At 64.2% G+C, this 19973-nt stretch carries 13 protein-coding genes and 1 pseudogene; 2 read left to right on the top strand and 12 right to left on the bottom strand.

Annotated features, from left to right (window positions below; all coding sequences use genetic code 11):
* Nucleotides 1–176 precede the first annotated feature (176 nt).
* Nucleotides 177–989, top strand: coding sequence for a hypothetical protein (locus tag QHF83_RS50275; protein ID WP_282425314.1), 813 nt, complete (start codon nucleotides 177–179; stop codon nucleotides 987–989).
* Nucleotides 990–1053: 64 nt separating this feature from the next.
* On the opposite strand, the gene brxL is transcribed toward QHF83_RS50275, so the two are convergent.
* The 9 genes from brxL to QHF83_RS50230 are packed head-to-tail and all read right to left on the bottom strand — an operon-like array spanning nucleotide 1054 to nucleotide 17460.
* Complete coding sequence (gene brxL, locus QHF83_RS50270; protein WP_282425313.1) at nucleotides 1054–3087, bottom strand: protease Lon-related BREX system protein BrxL; 2034 nt, start codon at nucleotides 3085–3087, stop codon at nucleotides 1054–1056.
* Between the two features lie 15 nt (nucleotides 3088–3102).
* The gene (locus tag QHF83_RS50265) at nucleotides 3103–5631 is read right to left on the bottom strand and encodes a PglZ domain-containing protein (protein ID WP_282425312.1); all 2529 of its coding nucleotides are present in this window, start codon (nucleotides 5629–5631) and stop codon (nucleotides 3103–3105) included.
* Nucleotides 5632–5639: 8 nt separating this feature from the next.
* The gene (locus tag QHF83_RS50260; protein ID WP_282425311.1) at nucleotides 5640–6278 is read right to left on the bottom strand and encodes a DUF4276 family protein; all 639 of its coding nucleotides are present in this window, start codon (nucleotides 6276–6278) and stop codon (nucleotides 5640–5642) included.
* A complete protein-coding gene (locus QHF83_RS50255; protein ID WP_282425310.1) occupies nucleotides 6275–7450 on the bottom strand; it encodes an ATP-binding protein in 1176 nt (391 codons plus the stop codon). The genes QHF83_RS50260 and QHF83_RS50255 overlap by 4 nt, the downstream gene beginning before the upstream one ends.
* Nucleotides 7447–11820, bottom strand: coding sequence for a BREX-1 system adenine-specific DNA-methyltransferase PglX (gene pglX, locus QHF83_RS50250; protein ID WP_282425309.1), 4374 nt, complete (start codon nucleotides 11818–11820; stop codon nucleotides 7447–7449). Before pglX ends, QHF83_RS50255 begins: the two co-directional genes overlap by 4 nt.
* Nucleotides 11821–11824: 4 nt before the next feature.
* Complete coding sequence (brxC, locus tag QHF83_RS50245; protein WP_282425308.1) at nucleotides 11825–15544, bottom strand: BREX system P-loop protein BrxC; 3720 nt, start codon at nucleotides 15542–15544, stop codon at nucleotides 11825–11827.
* Complete coding sequence (locus QHF83_RS50240; RefSeq protein ID WP_282425307.1) at nucleotides 15544–16122, bottom strand: BREX protein BrxB domain-containing protein; 579 nt, start codon at nucleotides 16120–16122, stop codon at nucleotides 15544–15546. The genes brxC and QHF83_RS50240 overlap by 1 nt, the downstream gene beginning before the upstream one ends.
* On the bottom strand, nucleotides 16119–16961 hold the full coding sequence (locus QHF83_RS50235) for a BrxA family protein (RefSeq protein WP_282425306.1): 843 nt from the start codon (nucleotides 16959–16961) through the stop codon (nucleotides 16119–16121). Before QHF83_RS50235 ends, QHF83_RS50240 begins: the two co-directional genes overlap by 4 nt.
* Nucleotides 16962–16965: 4 nt before the next feature.
* On the bottom strand, nucleotides 16966–17460 hold the full coding sequence (locus QHF83_RS50230) for a BrxE family protein (protein WP_282425305.1): 495 nt from the start codon (nucleotides 17458–17460) through the stop codon (nucleotides 16966–16968).
* Between the two features lie 486 nt (nucleotides 17461–17946).
* Between QHF83_RS50230 and QHF83_RS50225 the strand changes: the two genes are divergently transcribed.
* Nucleotides 17947–18585, top strand: coding sequence for a hypothetical protein (locus QHF83_RS50225; protein WP_282425304.1), 639 nt, complete (start codon nucleotides 17947–17949; stop codon nucleotides 18583–18585).
* An 8-nt stretch (nucleotides 18586–18593) separates the two neighbouring features.
* Here the strand turns inward: QHF83_RS50225 and QHF83_RS53650 are convergent.
* From QHF83_RS53650 to QHF83_RS50215, 3 genes and pseudogenes are all read right to left on the bottom strand, one after another.
* Nucleotides 18594–18677, bottom strand: a pseudogene (locus QHF83_RS53650) (hypothetical protein); the annotation flags it as partial.
* Between the two features lie 7 nt (nucleotides 18678–18684).
* Nucleotides 18685–19194 carry a sigma-70 family RNA polymerase sigma factor gene (locus QHF83_RS50220; RefSeq protein ID WP_282425303.1) on the bottom strand — a complete coding sequence of 170 codons (510 nt, stop codon included), beginning with the start codon at nucleotides 19192–19194 and terminating at the stop codon, nucleotides 18685–18687.
* A gap of 5 nt (nucleotides 19195–19199) precedes the next feature.
* The gene (locus QHF83_RS50215; protein WP_282425302.1) at nucleotides 19200–19841 is read right to left on the bottom strand and encodes a hypothetical protein; all 642 of its coding nucleotides are present in this window, start codon (nucleotides 19839–19841) and stop codon (nucleotides 19200–19202) included.
* Nucleotides 19842–19973 lie beyond the last annotated feature (132 nt).

Genomic DNA, 19973 nt, shown 5'->3' with positions numbered 1-19973 from the left:
CGGTCTTCGTGGCGGTTGCCTCCTCTGCACCTTCATTTTTGACGAACTCGTCATGCCGCCGCATCGAGGGGAAATGTTACGCAGCAGTCCGGAAGAGCGCCATGATGCGGGTTGCCGAACGGATACAGACGGCATGGCCGATCCCGGACGCGTTGCGCAGGCTGTACAGGGAGGCCGTGACGGCGAAAGCGTTGAAGTGGGGAGAGATCGGGGCGGTGGCCGAGGCGCTCAAATGGCGGAAGTGGCTCCCGCTGCCGCCGCCGGATGTGCTCTGGGAGCGGAAGCAGCAGATCGCGCGGAGGATGCGCGAGCCCGCGTGGGTGCCGATGGCTCACGCGGAGATCGAGGAGGCGCCGGAGAGGATTCTCACGGTCGAGGGGTGGCTCTCGCTCGAGGACGAGTATCTGCCGCGCGTGTGCGCCGGGGAGCATCTGCGCGCGCATCCGGAGGCGAAGGCGGCGATCGTGATAGCGGCGAGGACGTTTGTGTTGCGGGCGATGCGGGATCATCCAACGCTCGGGCGGACGACACCGATCAAGAATGGCGACGTGTTCCAGGCGTTTTCGCGGGGGGCGAGCGAGGAGTGCGTGGCGGCGGCGGCGCGGACGAGGGGGTTCGTGATGCGGTATGGGGGACGGCTTATCCTGGCAAACCATGTCGCGGGGGCGCCATGGCGGGAGGATGGCTCGCGGGGGCCAGACGCGTCCGACACCGAGAAGTACGTGACGTATAACTATGGGCGGAGCGGCGCCGACGTTCTTCCGACGCGGCTCGCTTTAATGTCGCATCCCGGGAATCGGGGGTGCCTGAGCCAGAACGGGGCCCACTGGCTCGGTGAACATGGGTTCGACTGCGAGGGGATCCTGCGGTTCTTCTACGGCGAGGATGTCGAAATCCTGCAATTCGGGGCGCGTCACGGCGGAAGCGTGACCGGGTTGGTCGGGCTCGCGGCGCTCGGGGTGTTTGGGCTCGGCGTGGGTGGGCGGTAGCCGACGAGGCGGAGGGAGTGCACTCAGTTTCCTCTGCCACCAACCTCAAGGGCCAGCGACGAGTTCAACCGCCAATGGCCTTCGTCATCGCCCGCTCAACATCTCCGTAGAAGAGGATGTCGAGCTTCTCGACGATCTCCTCCGGCAACGCCGCCACCTGCGACTTATTCGAGAGGGGCACGAGGGCTCTCTGCGCACCGTTGTCCAGCGCGATTTGCAGCGGCTCGAGGATCGAGGGTAAGTGCTTGATGTTCCCCTGGACGGAGAGATCGCCCAGAATCACCGTCGCGGGCTGGCAGCCACGTCCCAGCAAGGCCGAGAGCATCGCCACAAAGAACGCCACGCCACACTCGCCATCCGCCCCGCCACCAGCTAGATCTACCGCCTCGACCGCCAGATCCTTCTGCGCCATTGCCGGGGCGAATCCTTGCCGGTCCTTCACTGATTGCAGAAGAGAAAACGCCCGTTGCAGTGAATCCTTCAGCCCCTTCGGTATCCCGGAGGGCGTGCGAAGCTTGCCCGTCCCGACAGCCGGTGCCACCTCCAGGCGGAAGAGTCCCACTCGTGCATCGGCATCCGAGAGCGCGGCATAAACCGTCCCCGGTGGCAGCGGATCCGGCGAGATCGCGCCTGCGCCCCCCTGCTCCGGCACCGCGACGACGGCTTCGCGTCCGTCGTCGGCGTCGATCCACGTAAATGTCGTCTTATAGAATTCGAACGAGCCTCGCTTCTTGAGCTGCTCCTTTACCCGGCGCCGTCCTTCCATCGCCAATGTCAAGCAAGCGAGGAGCTCCTCCTTCGTGTACTCTCCATGCGGAAAGAGTAGCTTCAAGAGCCCGCTCACCGTCCGCTTGATGCCGCTAGCGTCGCGTCCCTCCACGTGCGAACCGAGCCGGAATCGGCCTTCGAGCGCGTCGAATCGGTTCTGCCGGCGCAGCGCCCGCAGCGCCTCCGCGATATAATCCGTCACGAATCCATAATGATCCGTGAGCAGCGACTTCCCGTTCTTCGGAATCTCCCAGCCAGGAATGTAGAAATGCAGGCGGTCGATCAATGCCAGATCGAATTCCTTTGGCAGCGGCTGGAACAAATCCGTGCCCGCGCTCGCCACCAATGTCTCTACCGGCTGGTTCAGGTTTCCGACGAAGACCAGCGATGCGTCTGCATGTACCTGCGTGATTCCTCGGCTGAACCGCCCGTTCGCCATATAATCTTTCATGATCTGGATGGCGTCCGGGTCCGTCACCTTCATCCCGCCCACCTCGTCGAACGCTACCACATCCCAGTGTCCGAGCAGTCCCACCTTCCGGCGCGCGTTGTTGTAGAATAGGTTCGCCGTGCTCGCCTTCCCACCGGAAACCAGGATTGCATACGGGGAAAATTCCGTATACGCATAACTTTTCCCCGTCCCTCGAGGCCCGAGTTCGATCAGATTATAATTCTTCTCCACAAACGGTAAGAGGCGCATAGCGAAGAGCAGCTTTTGGCGATGATCAAGCCGCGCTGGCTCCAGCCCCATACTGCGGGTCAGGACATCGAGCCACTCTTCTGTCGAGAACCCTCGCCGCGCCTCGCAAAAATCATCAAAATCGAAGCGCGCGAGCTGGATCGGCTTCAGATCCGCTACATGAAACGGGCTTTGTCCCTTTCCCTGCTCCTCCGGCAAGCGGTACTCGAGGTCCACCATCGCCCAGATGCCCCCTTCCAGCAGCCGGTCGTAGCGCCGGTGCAGCTCGTCCGGCACGTGGATCCGCTGGTAGCCAAAGTTATCCATCGACGCCCAGTACTTCGTCTCACTGGGCACGAACCGCACCTCGATCCGATCGATGAACCGATGCCGTCCGTTCCGCTCTACCAGCGCTTGCGCCTTATTCGCCTCGTCCTGCCGGAAGTATTGCTTCTGCAGCGTGTCCTTGACGGCCGCGATCCCAGCCTGGATCTCCTCCTCGTCGTCCGATGCGCAATAGCGCCCGAGCAGGTATTCGAGAACGTAGGAGGGCACATTCTCGCCGCCCTTGATCTGGTGCAAAAGATCCTTGCGCACCACCTTCCCTGCGAAGGCAGCCACGAGCTTCCGGTCTAGCGCATCAAGCTCCATGCCCTTCACGCTCCCTCAGAACGAGCACTCGTTCTTCAATTTCTTCTTCCCCAGCTCGACCCCTGTCCCGCTTCCGTGAAGGACCTGAATCAATACCTCAGAGCCGCCGAAATCCTCGTCGATCTGGATTGGAACCGCCACCTCGTTCCCCACGGTGACCGTGATCAACCCCGTCGCCGGGTCCTGAGCATCACAGCCACCCACCCGACCCACCTTCCGTCCCGTTGCTGCATCCACTGCCATCACCCGTACTTGCGCCTCTGCGTGGAGCAGGCTGACGAGCTTCAACCGGATCATGAAGACACGGCTATTGAACCGCGGCTGCTTGGAGAGCACCTCCACCCGGTCGGGCCCGATCGCTGCGCTAGCCGCCTCAGCCCGAACCTCCAGCGACAGCACCGGGACCACGCATTCCTGCAGCGAGAGGCCTTCGTGAAAATATGTCGAGCCCCCGGTGAAGACGCGGAACCCCGTTGCCAGCGCCACCTCGGCGACCGGCCCGAAGAGCCCAACATGCGCGGCAGGCGCAACCCATACCCCATCGCTCCGGCCCGCTGCTGCTCCCACTCGGCATCTCCGCTTTTCTAATACCCAGTTTCCCGGGGGCGATTTCACGACGTCTCCGGGCGGAACCTCCGAAACCAACACATGCCCATGGTCTGCCGCAAAGACCATCCGCGAGATGCCGGCGCGCGAGAGTCTTTGGGCCACCCGCCCCAGATCGTCCAGGATTCCCGACATGAACCGCCGTGCGCTCGGCCCGCTCGTCCCCTCTCCCGCCCGGTCGATGTCGTCACTCCGCACCACCACCAGGGAGGCACGCCCGATCCGCTCGCGCACCTGCGCGTCGCTCCAGTCGAGCAGATCATCCAGCCGCACGTCGACCACCCGATCCCCGAGGAGCTCGCGTAGCCGCTCGCGTCGGTCGTCCACGGTGGCCGTGCATTTTCCAGAGACAGTGGGCACCAGCGCCCCATCCACGATCGCGCAGGCGATTCCCGCCTCCGCGCCGGGCATCAAGGCGGCCATGCCGAATGGGGTCGTCGTGGGCACCACCGTCGCCGCATGTTCAACCCGCACCGTTCCTAGCCGTTCCAGCGTCCTCGAGAGGTCCCGTCCCATCTCGTAGCGCAGCGCATCCACGAGGAAATACGCCACCCGCTCCCCCTCTTTCAGCGCGGGCGCCACATGACGGGCGAAAGCCTGTGTCTGCTTCGGCCCCTCCGGCGGCCAACCATCGCGTTTCACGGCCTCGAAAAACGACACCTGCGCTGCCTCCGCGACTTCCCGGTATACACGTCGCGCGTGCTCCAGAAGCTTATCCACGGACTCCCGCTCCAGGCAGTCGCCAGCGGCGCGCTCCATCCACCGATGCGCACGATCCAGACGGTACAAACCGTCCTGTTCAGCCACGTAGTGGTGCACGTGCTCGCTGACAGGCCGCCCCGCTCCGATCGCATGAGCTCGCATCTTGGCTGCCTCTTCCAGCACCCCGAGCGCGTGATGCGCAAGTTGCCAGCGCTGACTACGCTCGTGCACCTCGCGCCAAATAGACGTCTTGCGCAGATCGAGCGCCTTTCTTGCTTCTCCGAGCCTTCCGCTCATGCTTTGGGCTGAAACAAACGCGAGCGCAGCGGTATCCTCTGCCGCAAACGTATCCCGCTCCCCGAAGACCTGTGCCTCCGCTGCAAGTCCGGAGAGCCCCAGCGCCCGCTCCACCTCGCTCGCGAGCACCATGTATGCCTCTCGGAGCGGGATTGCTTCCCGCATCCGGTCGCAGAGCGCATAGACGGCTTTCCGGTGGGGAACTGCCGCCCGGGCTACCCCTGCTGTATGGGCAGGCACCGCACCCCCGAGATCGAATGCGAACTCCGAGAACAAGATGAACCGGCCGAGCGCATCGCAGAGCATCGAAGGATCCTCTGGCGCGTCGAAACCGAACACCTCCGAAAGCATCCGAAGAAGCTCATCGAGCACCCCCGTCTTTCGCAACACCTTGCGCGGTCGTGCCGGGTCGAGCAGCAATAAGGCGGCTATTTCCAGAGGATCCTCGGTCCCCAGCGCCTCTGCGAGCAGCGGGTATCCGGCTTTTTGTGCGAGCGCCTCGAGTTGCGACACCGACGGGGTCCCTTGCGCCGAAAACAGCCGATCGATCTCCGTCACGCGCTCCGGCATTGCCTGTCGGGCCAGCGCATCGAGCGCGTGCTCGGGCTTGTCTCCGAACGTCGCGCCCATCAATGCGTATGCCTCGAAGGGCTCTTCGGTTCGTGCGGCCTCCGTGCGCCCGCGCTCCCAGGGGACGTAGATCAGCATTCGCGTTACCGTCCCGTTCTCCGGGTCGAGCAGCCGCGACAACGAGGTATCCGCATTCCGCCGAGCCTCCAGCATCGACGCCCGTGCGTCCACGGCCAGAAGCCCCTGCGCGTCGAAGCCGTCGAACAGCGGCCCAAACACTCCCTGGGGATCATAAAAAACTACGATCCGGCGATCTTCGAGCAGATCTTCAAGCTTTTTCTGCACGAGGTCGAGGATGGGCGAGAGCATGGCGCGATTCACCTCGAAAGTTTGTCGACTTCACAGTACAGCTTCCAGAACGATTTCGACCGCTGCCGCATGGCCTTCCGCAGCGGTAGCGACACGAGCTCGGTCAGACGTGGCTGATCCTTGGTCTCCGAGTAGGCTCGGCCGAGCGCATCTCGCAGCCAGCCCTTGCATCCCGCGATCCCCTCGGGGTCGCTCCAGCGTGGCAACCGCGCCGTCGGCAAGAAATGACCGCGCGAACGGAGACTATGGAAGTCCGCCAGCAACCACGCTTCGAACATCCGGTTCGCCACCACCACCGACACGGGAATGCCTCCCGCCGCCTGCCTGGCGCGGCCGAGCAGATGCGGTCCGAGCCTCTCCTCCCCGTCCACTCGCTTCACACAGCGCTCCTCCGCGTCCACCACCACCAGGATCCCAGAAGGTCTGTGCCGGGACGCCTGCTCCACGAAGTACTCCACGCCGATCTGACGCTCTCGGTTGTACGGGTTCGTGATGCGGTCTCCGCACTTGGCGCAAATCGTCCTCTCCGCCTCGACGCTTACGCGTTTTTCTCGACGTAACCGCTCGAGGATGCGCCGAACGAGGCGGGGGACAGCGATCTGCTCACCGTCCCCCTCCACGACACAGATGATCCGCTTCGCGGTCATGGCCCGATCTCAAGGAGATCGCCGGCGAACGTCTCCGGGGTGTCGCTCGGCCAAAGTGCATTGTATCGGAGCAGCTCGCCCACAGTATTCACTGGGTCCACGCTCGCCTTCGACCCCTCGGAGAGAGGATAGAGCCGGCTTACCCCCTGACTCCATTGCACGATCCGCGTCCGGTCCGCCATGACCTGCCGAAGGCCCAAGACTTCGGGAGAATGCGTCGTCAAAACGATGGGAAAGCGCTCCGCGGTGATCTCTACCTCTTCCAGGAGCGCCTGGATGGCACGCGGGTGAATTGAATCTTCGATTTCGTCAATCAACAGGAGCGACGGCTCCGGCGATTGATACAAGGACAGGAGCAGCCCGAGCGCGCGCAGCGTACCTTGCGAGACCTCCGGCGCGCTGAACGCGTCTGTGTGCTCGGCATCCCGCTGCTGCGTGAAGTACAGGACGCGCTGCCCGATCACCGTGCGCCCCTCCACGCCGATCACGTCCTTCGTCAAGACGCCGAGCGTCTCCACGATGCTCCGATACGCCTCCGGCCGCGACCTCACCTCCTCCAGCACATCCCCCGCGTTCGCCCCGTTCTTCTCGAGCGAGGTCTGGTTCCGGATGGGCGCTGGGCTCGCCATCACCTGCGGCACTATCTCGTAAGCTCGCATTCCTGCTAGCGCATCGAATACCAACTTCCAGAGTTCCGTGCTGACGATGGCGGGAAGTATCAGTCGCTCGGGCATCACCCGCGGGTCGACGCCGCGCACCCCCGTTTCGAAGGCCGTCCCGCGCCGGTGGAACCCCTGCGAAGTCGCCTGCGGCACCCGCAATACTTCCTCGATCGTCCGCCCGCTATCCGAAAGCCGGAAGCCATAGAGCATCCGTACCGCGCGGCCCACGAGCGTTGCCGTCATTACCACCGAGACGCCCACCGATGCGTCCGTGCCGGCGCCACGTCGCAAGATCCCGTGCAACCCATCCCGGCGGGCGAGCGCATTCGGCAAGTTATCCGTTACTGCCTCTCGCATGAACTCGACGGCATCGAGCAGGCTCGATTTGCCCGCCCCGTTTCGGCCCACGAGAAACGTCATGTCCGTGAGCGAGAGCCTCGCATTCTCGAACGCCCGGAAATTTTCGAGGCGGAGTTCCTCGATCCGCACCCTCGGTGCCGCGCTGCTCATCCTGCCTCCTCCTCGTCACTCTTCCATGAGATCGGCACTTGGTCCGTGGTCTTCTTCCCCGCAGCTTTTTTCGTCGCGCCCCGTTTCGCTCTCGGTTTTTTGCTGGCTCCGTGGTTCGTACCGTCCCCAAAGAGGTCCTCGCGCCCGTGTGCGATGGCAATCGATCGGTCCCCTCGACATTTCTCCGCCACCCGCGTCGGGTAGAGCTTCATCGCAAGGTGCGCCCAGTCGAGGTCACCCTTCACCAGCTCTTCGTGCGTGCTCCGCAGAGTATCCTTCCACTTGGCGAGACGGAACGTCGGATAGAGCGGCGCCGCCGTGACCACGAACCCATCGTCTGCGTGCGGCACGTACCCCGCGCGGAGCTGCTCCTGCAGGTCTGCCGAGAGCCGCTCGCTCTCCCGAATTTCCCTCTCGATCTCTTCGATTCGCTCAACCCGCTTCTTTCCCGCGTCGTCCACCAGCAGCCGTTCCCGTTCCTTGCGGAGGTGGTCCAACCGCTCGCGCAGCCGGTTCACCACAGCCGGGAGCGTCGAGCCCTCCAGCCGAGGAGCGTATACCCACGCCACGAAGCCCCCCGACGCCGTGGAGAGCGGCCAGTAGATCGGCGCTTGCCGCCGGCTCTTGGAATACCGAGAGAGGTGGTCTGCGAAAAACCCGTTCGGGCTCCGGAGCCAATCTGTGATGGACGCGACCCCCAGTGCCTCGGCGATGTCGTGCTCCCAGGCCGGGCGCGCATCGCCAAATAGATGCTCGAGGACTCTCTCCACGCGCCCGAGGAACGAGCCCTCGGGACGATGCCCCTGGGCGTCGTCCAGCGTATCGTCGACGAGCAAGCCATTCCAGGCGATGGGAACGGGGTACTGGGTCGTCTCCCAGGCTGATGGCTCGCCCTCCGGCAGCTTCGTCGGGTCCGAGCGCGCGGCGAGCCATGCCTCGGATGCAATACGGGTGGCCGTGGCGGGCAGGCCCTCGGCGTTCACGAGCTGGCCGAGGGGGCAAGGCGGCAGGGGATCGAAGGGATCGGCGAACGCGGGTAGCCATGCCGGATGCGCGGCCAGACGAAGATCCCAGCGCCCGAAGGCGGCGCCTACGGCGTAACTCACGATGTCCGCCGCGGCCCGGTAGAGATCGTCGTCGCGCAAGAGGCCCTGCCGACGGCGCTCCTCGGCAATCCGGGCCGGCGGGGCCTGGAACAGACGGCAGAGGGTGGCCTCGTCGCGGAACTTGACCTGCTTCTTGCGACGGTGCTCGACGCGAACATCCATCTCGGCGTCGAGGCCCCCTGGCATGGCTTCGCCGTCAAGCTCTTCTTTCGTCATGTAAGCGCGGCGGAACTGGGCTTCGTCGATCGACTCCGTGCCTGGCAAAGTAGCCAGCGGAGGCTCAAGCTCCTCGTGCATGACCTGGCGGTCGCGATCCGAGAAGCCGTAGGCCGTTGCGACAATGTCGTCGATTTCGGCCTGAATCGTGGCGACACGGATGACGCGCTCTTCGCGAGCCACGACGCGGATGCGGGTGGCTTCTTCGAGGCTTTGGGGGCGGGCACCGCTGGGGAGAGGGAGGAGGACGGGGGGGACCGCGAAGGCGACGGTGGTTTCGCCCGTGTCATCGTCCTCGATTTGGCCAAGGCGGACAATCTCAACGGCCGTGGTGGTGAGGGTTGCGAGACGCTTCTGCTGGTCGTCCGTAAGGGAGGGCCAGGGGAGATCCCGGATGAGTCCGACTTCGTAAGATTTGGAGATGGATTGCGGGGAGTCGTCAGCTGTCTGGAAGCGAATAGACAGAAGCAAATAAGCGGGCGAGGCGCAGAGGATGGCAAGCAGGGCCTTGCGATTGTCACCCTCTTCAGCAAACGCGGAAGGCCCCTTGTGCCCGAATGCACAACCGGCGGGAAGACTTCGAGCGCAGAGTCTCAAATTAGTGCGCGGGGGCCAAGTTACGCCCCGCAGCCCGAAATAGTCGATGTTCTGCGGACGTCCTTTTCCCCAGGCGACGATCTCCTTCCCAGCATCCGTCCACCGAATTACGAGATGTATATCGTCAAAATACGGCCGGTATTCCCCGCCCTTCGCAAACCGCGCCCAATCTTCCTCCAGTCCGATCTTGAAAGCCGACACTTCCCAGCTCAACCGCAGGAAACGAGGATCGTCTGCGGTGGCCGTTCCCTGCTTCACGTCCGCTACGCTCCCGACCATCGCTTTGCCGGTATAAACCTTCGCCAGCTCCTCCGACATCCAGTACCCGCACACGTTGGCCGGGAGGGACTCAAACCGCTTTGCCGCCACCACGCTCGCTGCTCGATGCGCCTCCCCTTCACGAAGCGCCTCGCGCAGCGTCTCCTCCTTGCGTCCTGTTTTCACCAGCCGAACCCAGGTGCCCAGCGCCTCCTTATCCCCTCCTTTGCGCACAACCGCCGCCACTGTTTCCACCTTCGCATTCAACACCCCGTAGCCGAGGTCGGCGGCGACCTCGACGCTTCCCTTTTCCCCGAGCAATTCTTTGCGGAATGCCGTCATCGTCGGAAGCGCCAGCCAGGCTCGGTTGGTGATTGCCCCCACGCGCCCAGCGGGTCCCAGCATCTCCAGGGTCCGCTCATAAAACATCGCATAGAGATCATGCCCTGCGTCCGGGTACGCCTCGTCGAGCATGGCTTTGCTCTTGGTTGCTGGGCTCCCGAACGGGGGATTCATCAAAACTACATCATATTTCTTGCGACTGATGTCAAAAAACTCCAGCCCGTGCTGCACGGCTTCCGCAACAATGCGGTTCTTGTATTGCGTAGCCTCCTCGTCCTCCTCGGCGAGTTGCCGCAATACTTCTAGGATCTTCCCCTCCGCCTCCTGCCAGAACCTCGTCTCGTCCAGCAGCGGTCCCAGCGCCGCCTGCTCCTCCAGCGTAACCTGCTGTGGCTCGTCGAATTCGGGAAACAGTCCTTTCGTCTTCCCGATCCCCATCACCCGCTTCCGCGCCTCGATCGCCTCTTTCCGCGCCTTCTTTAACGCCGCGTCGATCGCCCCCTCCGCCCGCAGCAAAACTCCCATCTCGCCCACATCGACGAAGAGCTTTTCCACCACCGAAAAGAGCGCCGGTTCCAGTTTCTGCGCGAGGCGCGCCCGGAACGCGGGATCGTTCGGCAAAGACGTCGCGCATACGAGCTTCGCTCGCCCGAGCGTCGGCCGCTCCCTGCCCTTTACCCCGATCTTGTCGAAGTGCTCGTGCGCGCGCAGCCACAACGAGAGCTCCGCCTCTTGGATGCACCGCGCATCGATGTCAACCCCGTGCAGGTTGTGCTCGATGATCAGCCCAGGAATCTCCCGGAAAAATCCCCGTTCGTCTGGGTACTGCTCCCACAGCGGCGTTAAGCCCTCGCTCCGATGAAACCGGCCCGCCCAGGCTTCCCGGTAGATCGTGTCCAGCAGATCGAATACATAAAGCAAGAAATGACCGCTCCCGCAGGCCGGATCCAGCACCGCAATCGTCCGCGGATCGCGCGGCGCCGCTGCCGGCAGATCCTTTGGCTTCAGCAGATACTGACACTGTTCGAGGAGCTGCGTCTCACCCCCCGTCTGCTCCACCCAGAGCCGCCCCAGCGTGTTATCTGTCAGAAACGCGACGACCCAGCGCGGCGTGAAGAACTGGTTCCGCACCGCGAGCTCACGCGCATTGCGAGGCGCGTCGTGCGCTCGCATCTCCTTCCGCTCTTCGGCGTCGTTGTACTCCTCGAAGATCCAGCCCAGCGTATCCGCTTCGCTTCGGAAGAGCTCTGCGAGCTCCTGCGTATCAAGCTCCGCAAGTACGTCGTCCAGCGCCTTCGGCCGCGGAAACAGCAAGGACGCCGGGCTCCGCCGATCGAAGACCCCCGGGAGCTCGCGCGCGAGTTCATCGAAGAGGCAGCCCAGATACTGTGCGTATGCCTCTTCGTATCCCCCGAGCGCCGTCTCCCCCGCGAGCCGCTGGTAGAGCCGGAATCCGCTCGATTCGCGACCCTTCCGCACGGACTCGGTCACGATCCCGCGCTCCTCCGCCATCCGCAACGCGGCGAGCCTGTGCAGCGCGACGAACCCGATTTCGTACTTCATCTGGTCGTACGCCGCCCGCACCCTCAGAGCCTCGTCCTCGTCCGCCGCCTGCGAGACCAGCACCGCGTGCCAATCCCGAAGCATGGCCGCCACGGGCCGCTGCCACGACGAGAGATGCTTCATCTGCTCGAGCGGCTGCGGGCGCCCGCTTTTCACGTCGAACCCGTAGGGCGCCTCGAGCTGCGCGCCGATGTCTCCGGGCTCCGCTCGCTTTCGGTCCCCCACAAGCGTGCGCCGGCAGGAAGCCACTGCACGGGAGAGAGCATTGCGCCGTTCGTCGCGGTACATCCTCTTACCTCACGATCCGAATCGCACCGAGCTGGATGCGCTCGAGCAGTCGCGCCTCCAGCTTCGCCACGTACGCGCGCACGTCCTCGGCGCTGGCCAGCACCGCCTCGGGCAAGATTTCCTTGGCCACCACCTCCTCGACCCGGGACGCGTCCTCGGCTGCGTCTTCCTCCCGTCCCGCTGCACGAGCTTCGCGCGGTGAAGGCTCCGGTGCCGCCGCGTCGACCCGTCGCGCGAGTTGCTCTTCGAGCGTCGAAAGCCCGAGCCGCCGCAAGAGTAACCGCCCCAGCAACGCCGCCGGCTCCGCTGGCTTTTCTGGCAGCTCCGCGGCGTAGAGCGCCGCCACCAGCGCCGCCCGGTCTTCCTCGCCCAGATACGCAAAGCCCGGCCGCTCCTGCAGCCTTTGCCCCGCCTCCTCCACCGCCTTCAGGAGGGCCGCCCGCTCTGCCTCGTACGTCGACAGCACGGCCTCCCGCAGCGCACGTTCTGCTTGTCGCAGCTCCGGTCGCTTCTCGTGGAACGATTCGCCCCCTAGCATTTCCTTCAGAACTTCCACCGATGGATGGTAAGCGAGATTCTCGATCCCCGGGAAGAGGCTGCATAGCTCGCTGACCTTCTTGAGGAGGTCCTGCGCCGCAGCGATCTCCGCCTCGCCCCCGTCATTCAGCATGCGCACGACCGACAGGGCCCACTGCACATCGTCTGGAATCCTTGATTGCACGCTTCCGAGGAGGCTTGCCGCCCCGCCTGCGTCCTCTTTCAGGAGATCCGCCGCCGCCTGCAAAAGCCTGCGAGCCCGCTCTCCCCCGGGCAATCCCAGAAGCCGCAGCCTATCCGGCAAGGACCCGGCCCGCTCCATCACCGTCGGGAAATGCGCGCGCACGGCCCGACTCACCTGGTCCTCGAGCGGAAGCACCTCGTCCCCGAACATCTCCTCCAGCCGCCGCGACGCCCGATCCAGCGCCTCCATGGGTACCGGCTCGCCCCGAGGCGAGATGCCAAGTCGGCTGAAGTTCTGCGTGTTCCGTATCGCCTCCACGGCCCGAGGTCCGGCCGTGCGCAGAACCCCGTCGCCCCCGTGAAACTCCACCTCCCCCGCCAGGAGCAGCGCCGCGAAAAGATAACGCGTGGTGTCCTTGGACCAGCCATACGGCGGCGCAAGGAAATGTTCGAGCAGCGCGCCGCCCTGCACCCGTCCGGAGCCGCTCTGATCCACCAGGGCCCGAAAAGCCCGCCGCGTCTCCTGCAAAGCAGGATGCCCCGTGTGAATCGAATACCTCCCGCCCTTCTGTTGCACCAGCCCCAGGGGGTCGCGGTCCTTGTTCTGCTGGAGCCGGTCGAGCCTCTCCGTCTCGAGGAACTTCTGCGCAACGTCGGCGGCGATCATCTTCTTGACCAGCCTGAACTGCGAGAAGATCTCGGCCGCCGCCCATTCCAGGAATGCGGTCGCATTGCCAATGACGCTCGAGCCAAGCTCGGCCACGGCACGCTTTCGCCCCCGAAAAACGAAGACCCCTTGCCGCAGCGCCTCGGTATAACTCGATCGCACCGCGTCTCTGGCGCGCTCGGCGCGTCGCACTTCGGAGCGAATGAAACGCTCGATCTCCACATCCCGAGCGGTCCCGCGGTCGCGCTCCTTGCCTCGCCCCCCTTCCGCCTGCGCGATGAACACCGAGCGGCATGCGTCGATTAGAGAATCCGCTGCGTCCAGCGGCTTCTCGAAGACCCAGAATATGGTGTTACCGTAATCCTCGCGCATCTGCGACTCGGCCTCGAGCGCCTGGAGCCGCGCCTCGCGCGTGCCCGGCTCCGCCTCCACCAGGACGAACGGCACGTCACCGTCGTCACCCGCGAGCAGAATCCGGTCCGAAAGCATACGCGCCTTCACCGTCTTGATCTGGTCGACTTTCGCCGCCGGCGGGTCGGTGAAGATCGCTTTGAGCACGTCGATGCGTACCTTCTGTATGTCGCTGCTCGTGGGTCGATGCTCGTCGCGCTTCTTCTGCAGCGGCTGCACCTCGTCCGAAAGAAAGACGAACCCACCGCCGCCGCCCCGATCCATGTCGGCGCGGAGTTCTACGAGCCCGAACACCCTCGCGTCGACGAGCCGATGCAGCGTCGCACGCACCTCGTCCGCAAGCCCCGGCGCACCGATTTCGTGATAGAGCAATGCAGCGATGTTCTCTGCCGTACGAGGCCTGTTCTCCAAGGGCTGCAACGCGGCTACCGCTTTCGCCACCCGGATTGCAAGGACGTCATTCTTGAAGCTCGCGTGCTTCGCAATCCGCTCCACCCCTTCGACGGCGTATGCAAAATCTTTGCGGAGATCGTCCCGGAACGTGTCGTACACGTCGTCGATCGCAGCCAAGCGTCCGAGAGGTCGCTGCGCCAGCGGCTCCACGCCCTTCGGAAGCGTTCGGCTCGCGTCAACCAGCAGATCCTGTACCACACGGATCGCCGACCGCAGCCCCGTGCCGCCTGTGCGGCGGGCGAGGATCCGAATCAAGTCGAGCACCAACGTGAAACGCGCAGGCAAGAAGGGATAGAGGCCGGCGAGCGCGTCGGCATCGAGCACGTCGGCACCATCTGGAAACCCATCCGTGCGGGTGTGCAGCCGGAGCAGCTCTCCATGCTCCGCGAGCTTGCTGCCGATCGCCGCCGCGCCCTTGTTGCTCTTCTCGAGCAAACGCTTCTGGGTGATCGTGCGGATGTCGCTCGCTTCGAGCTCGATTGCCAGTGGAAATCGGTCCTTGAGCTTGAACAGATCGGCCGAGTTGAAAACCGCCCGTTCCTTGATTTCAGCGAGCGTCTGCTGAGCCGTGGCAACGAGCCACGCCTTTCCCCGCCCGATCTCCTTGAGGACCCGGACGAACCCGTCGAGATTCAACATCAGCGATACATGGGAAGCCACGTACTGCCCGACCTCGTCGACGAAGAAGAGGACGTTCTCCCTGCCTGTCTTGCGACGGATGAGTCCGAGCATGCGGCGCGTTCGCTCCTCTACCGTCTCGGTGTCCTCGAAGCGGAGCTGGCGGAAGGCCGCCGGCTCGGGATAATCGTCCCTGTAAAAGTCGGGCGCGAGCATCGCCGCGCGTAGTACGGCGACCTGCGGGTCGTTTTTCACCTCGTCCCAGCTCTCCTTGCCAGGATAACGCTCCGCATATTTCCTGCGAAACTCGTCGAGCCGCCCCTCTGCGTCGAGGCGAAGCTCGAGCGCGGCGACCTTCTTGTCACGAGAGAAGCCGAGCTGCTTCAACACGCTCCAGTAAAGGACGTTCGAGACGGGCTCGCTGGCGCTGTCGGCGATCTGCTCGGTGCCGAGATCGAGCATAAACACCGCCGCCGGACACTTCTGGGCTACGCGCAGGAGTCTTTGCTGGACATCGCGGCTCTCGATACGCTCGGCCAGGCGCCTGCAAAAGGGCTTTCCTCCGACCTTACGATCAGGATCCAGCGAAAAACCCAAGTACTTGGTGAGCGAGCTCTTGCCCGAGCCATAGAAGCCCGAGACCCAGACGCCGACATCGACGACCTCGCCCCCCTCGACGCCCGTGGCGAAAGCATCGAGGAATCGCTCCATACCCCGCTCGATGGACGGGGTGACCCGATACTCGGTAATCTCGCGCTCGAGGCGAACTTCGTCGGCAGCGGCGTAATCGATGACTTTTTCGATCCGACGCTCGATATCGTTGCCCTGTGCGAAGACGTCGCGAATGCTTTTCATCACGTGCCCCCGAGGAGGGTGGTGCGGTAGGAGCCGGCATCATCCGGGTAGATGCCGAGGAAGCGCAGACCATGGTCGCCCCAGCGCTTGCCGGGATAGAATAGAACGGTGGGGCGCCGAACCCTGTCGTGCAGCGCCGCGCCGAGCTTGTCCACGCGGAACCAGGGGTGGAGCAGGGCAGCGTCCGTGAGCAGGAGAAGGCCCCGTGGGGCCACCTCCGTGCAAAGGCATGCTACGTCGGCGATGATGCCCGCCCCCTCTTTGCGGAGCACGTCACGCACCGAGCCGTTGGCGTCGCGGTATTGCCCCGGCTCCTCCATCTCGCGCCAATCCTCCCAACGACCGGAGGCGTTGATGCGCTGCCAGGCGAGCGCTGCCAGGCTCACGGGCTGGACATCGAAACCGTCACGCTCGAGCTGGTTGGACCAACGCCGAACCCGGCGCGCGAGGTCGAGCACTTGGTTGGGCGGAAACACGAACGTGAAAAACGGATCGGCATGGGTAGGCGTGAGACGGTCGGCAGGACTGCCAAGCATCTGGCGGAGCTCCTCGAACGTCTGTTCCAGCAAATCGCTCATCGCAGGGCTCCCAGAATATTGAGGACGGTCTGCCATTCTGAAAAGAGCCAGGAAATCCGTACGACGCTGCCCGCGCCCTGGTAAATCCAGAGACCGAGATCAACAAGACGGTTCATATTCTCGCGTACTTCAGGCTCTGCCATCTGCCACACCAGAAAATCCGGATACGCTACGAGCGCGGCGTCGCTGCAGCCGCGACGGTGCAGCTCACAGGCGAGATAGGCGAAAGGTAGATCTCCGGGCGCGTATGAGAGGAGGGTCCGAACGCCCCGGCGTGCGTTGCCAAGGACACCGAGATCCGTGAGCTGGTGGAAAACGTGCTGTGCCACGCTCGTGCGCACGTTCTCGGACCACGGTTTCTGCATGCGCCCCCGAGCTTCCTGCGCTTCCAGGAATGCAATGAAGTCACGGGTATGGACAGCGGAACGGCCGGATGCCCGTACCTCTGGAAGAAAGACGGTAATCGCCTCGCGCAGGACGACATCGGCGCGGGCGGCGAAGAGCAGACAGAGCGGGGGGAGCCAGGGACCGCTACCGCGGGCGTCGAGCAGTTGGCGCAAAGATGTTGCGGGCTCCTTCCCATCGACAAGGAATCGGGGAAGAAAAACCCGGCGAACCAGGTCGTCGCGGCGCGCGGCCGTAGCCTTGCCGAGCGGATCGCCCGTGGCCATGCGGCGCCGAAAGGCATCGGGCGTTTCTCCCGGCTCATAGGCGCGGAGTAGGGCGCGCATCTCCTCGAGGAGGGCGGTACCCTTGATGGCCCGCGCCGTGTAGGGGAGGACACCGGATGATAAGGAGGGGCGACTCCACCCCGGGGAAGACTTGCGGACGGCCTGCATGCCCTCAATCCTCGAAGTAGGGCAGGACCTGAACACTCTGCGCGGCCGCTGTGCGGTACGCCGCGGCGATCTCCCGAAACGTGCGTTCGAGATCGAGCTGCTTCGGAACTCCGAGCCGTAGCGGGCCGGGGCCCTTCACAGCGACGATGGCCTTTCCTGCGAGCTTGTCGAGCGCGACGAGCAGCGCGTCTTCTGCGAGAGGTGGCCAGTCGAGCGGAGTTTTTCCATCGGCGAGCCAGCCGGCAAGGCGGTCTTCGAGGTGAACGGGCAGGCGGAAGAGGTGGTAGCTTCCCGGCCCGAGCTGGGCGTCATGCGCCCGGCGCGCGGCCTCGACGACGGAGCCAAGGGCGGCACGAGAAGCAGTTCTGGGGAAGAGGCGCTCGAGCGCGCTGCGCGAGGCCGCCTGGGTGAACTGACTGGTCCACCATCCGGCGCGCTCACCGAGCGCACCGGCGAGGAAGCGGACGTGGGCGATGGTGGACAGATGGCTCGAGCGCATTGCAAAGGGTAGGGGGTCGTGGCCTAGAACACCAATCCCGATCCCCTGATCGCGGGGAGGATGCCGCATTTCCGGGAGGAGATCGATCCATTTCGGGGCAGGACGGGGGGACGAGCGTCCCGGGACTGTAGCCTCGGTCACGTGTGCATGGAGCTGACGTGGATGCATGCACCTGTCGCATGTCTCGAAGGCCGAGGAAGTCTAAAGTTATTTTCGTGCATGCACTGGAGGGCCTGAGCGCATGCGAAGGGCGGTCGGATGGAACGAGGCCGCTCGGACCGAGCTGAGGCACGTGGAGGAGTGGCTGATACGGTTGCAGGCGGAAGTGCGGTAGGTTCTACAGCGAGATGTGATGCGAAGGTAGTCTTGCAAACCGACAGAAGAAGTGCGAGTTTCGGAGTCTACCGCCATGCCTGTCGTTCGACTCGAGCCATCTGGACCGGTTGAGCTTGCCCACGAGATCGAAACGCCCAGTCTCGCCGCGAGGTGATTGGCCAAGTCATCGACTACGTGTCCGTTCTGACGTCCTTCACGGTTGACGAGCTCGATCGGATCGTCGGAGGGGCGCTCGATACGGCGCTCAGGTTCCTGGCTGGCACAACCGATGCGGATGAGCGGTTCGAAACCATGTGGCAGGCTGTCGGAAACAATCTTCGAGCTGGGCTTGCGCGATACCTTGTTGTCGTCGACGAGGTCCCTCCTGATCTCGAGCGAATTGTCCGTTTCTTGGCATCTCGATCCAATCTTGACATCGGCCTGGTATCCATCTCCCGGTTTCGGGACACGGATGGTCACTTCGTTCTGGTTCCACAGCATCTCGTCCGCTCATCCGTACCCGGCGCAAGAGCGAGCAACGTGACCGAGCGCAAACCCTCGCCAGAACTCACGTCAGTCGTAGACGCATATAACGCCGTTGCAGAAAAGGGCTTCGGCGCCGTTGGGCGGGCTTCCAACTACCGTCAAATCAGACCGTCCGCCTGGCCGGGCGGCATGCACTACGAGTTTCTGCAGTACAGTGATTCGATTGGCGTCGAGCTACATCTGGAGTCTCCTGCATGCCAACCGGTTGCCGGCGTCGTCGAAACTCTCGCACGTAAGGCCGCGCGGAACAGGGCCGACGTGTAGAACTCACGCGCGGGCGCTCCGCGGTCGAGCTTTCGTGCCGAACATCCCACGAGCGCGACCCGTGGGGCTCGGGGCTTTGGTTGCGTGAACATCGGCGCCTTACTCGTCGGGCCAGGCGCATCCGTCTTCCTCGATGGCACGCCGTAGCCGCTTCCGAGCGGCTCGCACGCGCGCGTACGCCCGCTCCGCTGTCATACCGAAATCGCGCGCGATTTCGGCAATCGTCTCGCCGTACAGATCGTAACGAATCACGAACTGCCGCTCCACGTCGCCGAGCGCATCGAGCCCGCGACGCACGATCTCACGGACCTCCGGATCGGATGCTGTGGAGAGCCTGTCGAGCCCTGCCTCCGCATCGAGTACCTCTCGGCGGCGCCGTCGGTAGTTGACGACGACCCCTCGGGCGACCTTGACGAGCCATGCCTTTGCGTCGTCGCGGAGCTCCTCGGCATGGCGTATCGCAATGATGAAAACCTCTTGGTGCAGGTCTTCGAGCGTCTGACCACTGAAACCAAGCCACTGCAACTTCGCGCGAATCGTCGCGGAGTGCGCGATGTACAACGCCTCGATCCGCCTCCTGTGAGGCGCCGAGAGGGGATTTTCGGACATCGAATTCACCCGAGCCGGATCGGCCGCACGTGGATCGGTGCATCCACATCCCCGCGCCAGTACGGCTCGACGTAGATCAACCGCCGCAACGAAAACCCCGGGCCATGCGGCTGCATCTTCCAGTGCCCTGCGACGAGCGTCTGCACGCTCAGGTTGCGCTTTCGCCCATCGAGGTAGTCCCGCACCGCCGGCCGGAAGTCCTTGTCGAGCGGCTTGCCCACCCGGAAGATCATCGTTCGCGGCACCTCGCCCCCGCGCCGCGCATCGGCCTTCCTCCTCGCGCCCCGCGGGCCCGGCGGAGCCGGCGCACGCACGCGCACGGGATCGCTCATTGCGAGACACGTATTGACGATGAGCCGTCCGATCAGCGCCGCCACACGCTCATCGTGCTCGGTCACAGTCATCGGGAAAATCGACATCTCGGTCAGGTCGTGCTCGGGCAACGAAGGCGGCAAGAGCTGGGCGGTCGTCACTCCGAACCGCCACAGGCACGCAGGCGATGCCGTCCACGCCGCGTAAGCCCACTTCTCGCTCTGGGGCTCATGGTGGACGAGAACGACCCGCACGGGGGACGGGCCCTGCTCCGTGTCGATCGTGAGCAGCCCATTCGGCACCTCGATCAAGAACACACGGAATGGCGGTCGCACGCATGCTAGAGCGCCGATCAGTTCCAATTCCCATCTCATTTCAAGGACTTGTGCGATGGGGATCGACACGCGCCTTCCGGCATGATCCACTGCGCGCGGCTCGCCCAGCCGACGGAGTGGATTCCTGTGTTG

It is taken from the genome of Polyangium sp. 15x6 (genome assembly GCF_029960785.1).
Classification (GTDB): Bacteria; Myxococcota_A; Polyangia; order Polyangiales; family Polyangiaceae; genus Polyangium.
The sequence above is the reverse complement of the archived record's forward strand: the minus strand, read 5'-3'. Positions and strand labels throughout refer to the sequence as shown.

Excerpts from the sequence above, each read along its gene's own strand:
- brxL (WP_282425313.1), bottom strand. The coding sequence starts at position 3,087 with ATGGAGCTTGATGCGCTAGACCGGAAGCTCGTGGCTGCCTTCGCAGGG.
- brxC (WP_282425308.1), bottom strand. The coding sequence starts at position 15,544 with ATGAAAAGCATTCGCGACGTCTTCGCACAGGGCAACGATATCGAGCGT.
- QHF83_RS50220 (WP_282425303.1), bottom strand. The coding sequence starts at position 19,194 with ATGTCCGAAAATCCCCTCTCGGCGCCTCACAGGAGGCGGATCGAGGCG.
- QHF83_RS50235 (WP_282425306.1), bottom strand. The coding sequence starts at position 16,961 with ATGCAGGCCGTCCGCAAGTCTTCCCCGGGGTGGAGTCGCCCCTCCTTA.
- QHF83_RS50240 (WP_282425307.1), bottom strand. The coding sequence starts at position 16,122 with ATGAGCGATTTGCTGGAACAGACGTTCGAGGAGCTCCGCCAGATGCTT.
- QHF83_RS50255 (WP_282425310.1), bottom strand. The coding sequence starts at position 7,450 with ATGAGCAGCGCGGCACCGAGGGTGCGGATCGAGGAACTCCGCCTCGAA.
- pglX (WP_282425309.1), bottom strand. The coding sequence starts at position 11,820 with ATGTACCGCGACGAACGGCGCAATGCTCTCTCCCGTGCAGTGGCTTCC.
- QHF83_RS50265 (WP_282425312.1), bottom strand. The coding sequence starts at position 5,631 with ATGCTCTCGCCCATCCTCGACCTCGTGCAGAAAAAGCTTGAAGATCTG.
- QHF83_RS50230 (WP_282425305.1), bottom strand. The coding sequence starts at position 17,460 with ATGCGCTCGAGCCATCTGTCCACCATCGCCCACGTCCGCTTCCTCGCC.
- QHF83_RS50260 (WP_282425311.1), bottom strand. The coding sequence starts at position 6,278 with ATGACCGCGAAGCGGATCATCTGTGTCGTGGAGGGGGACGGTGAGCAG.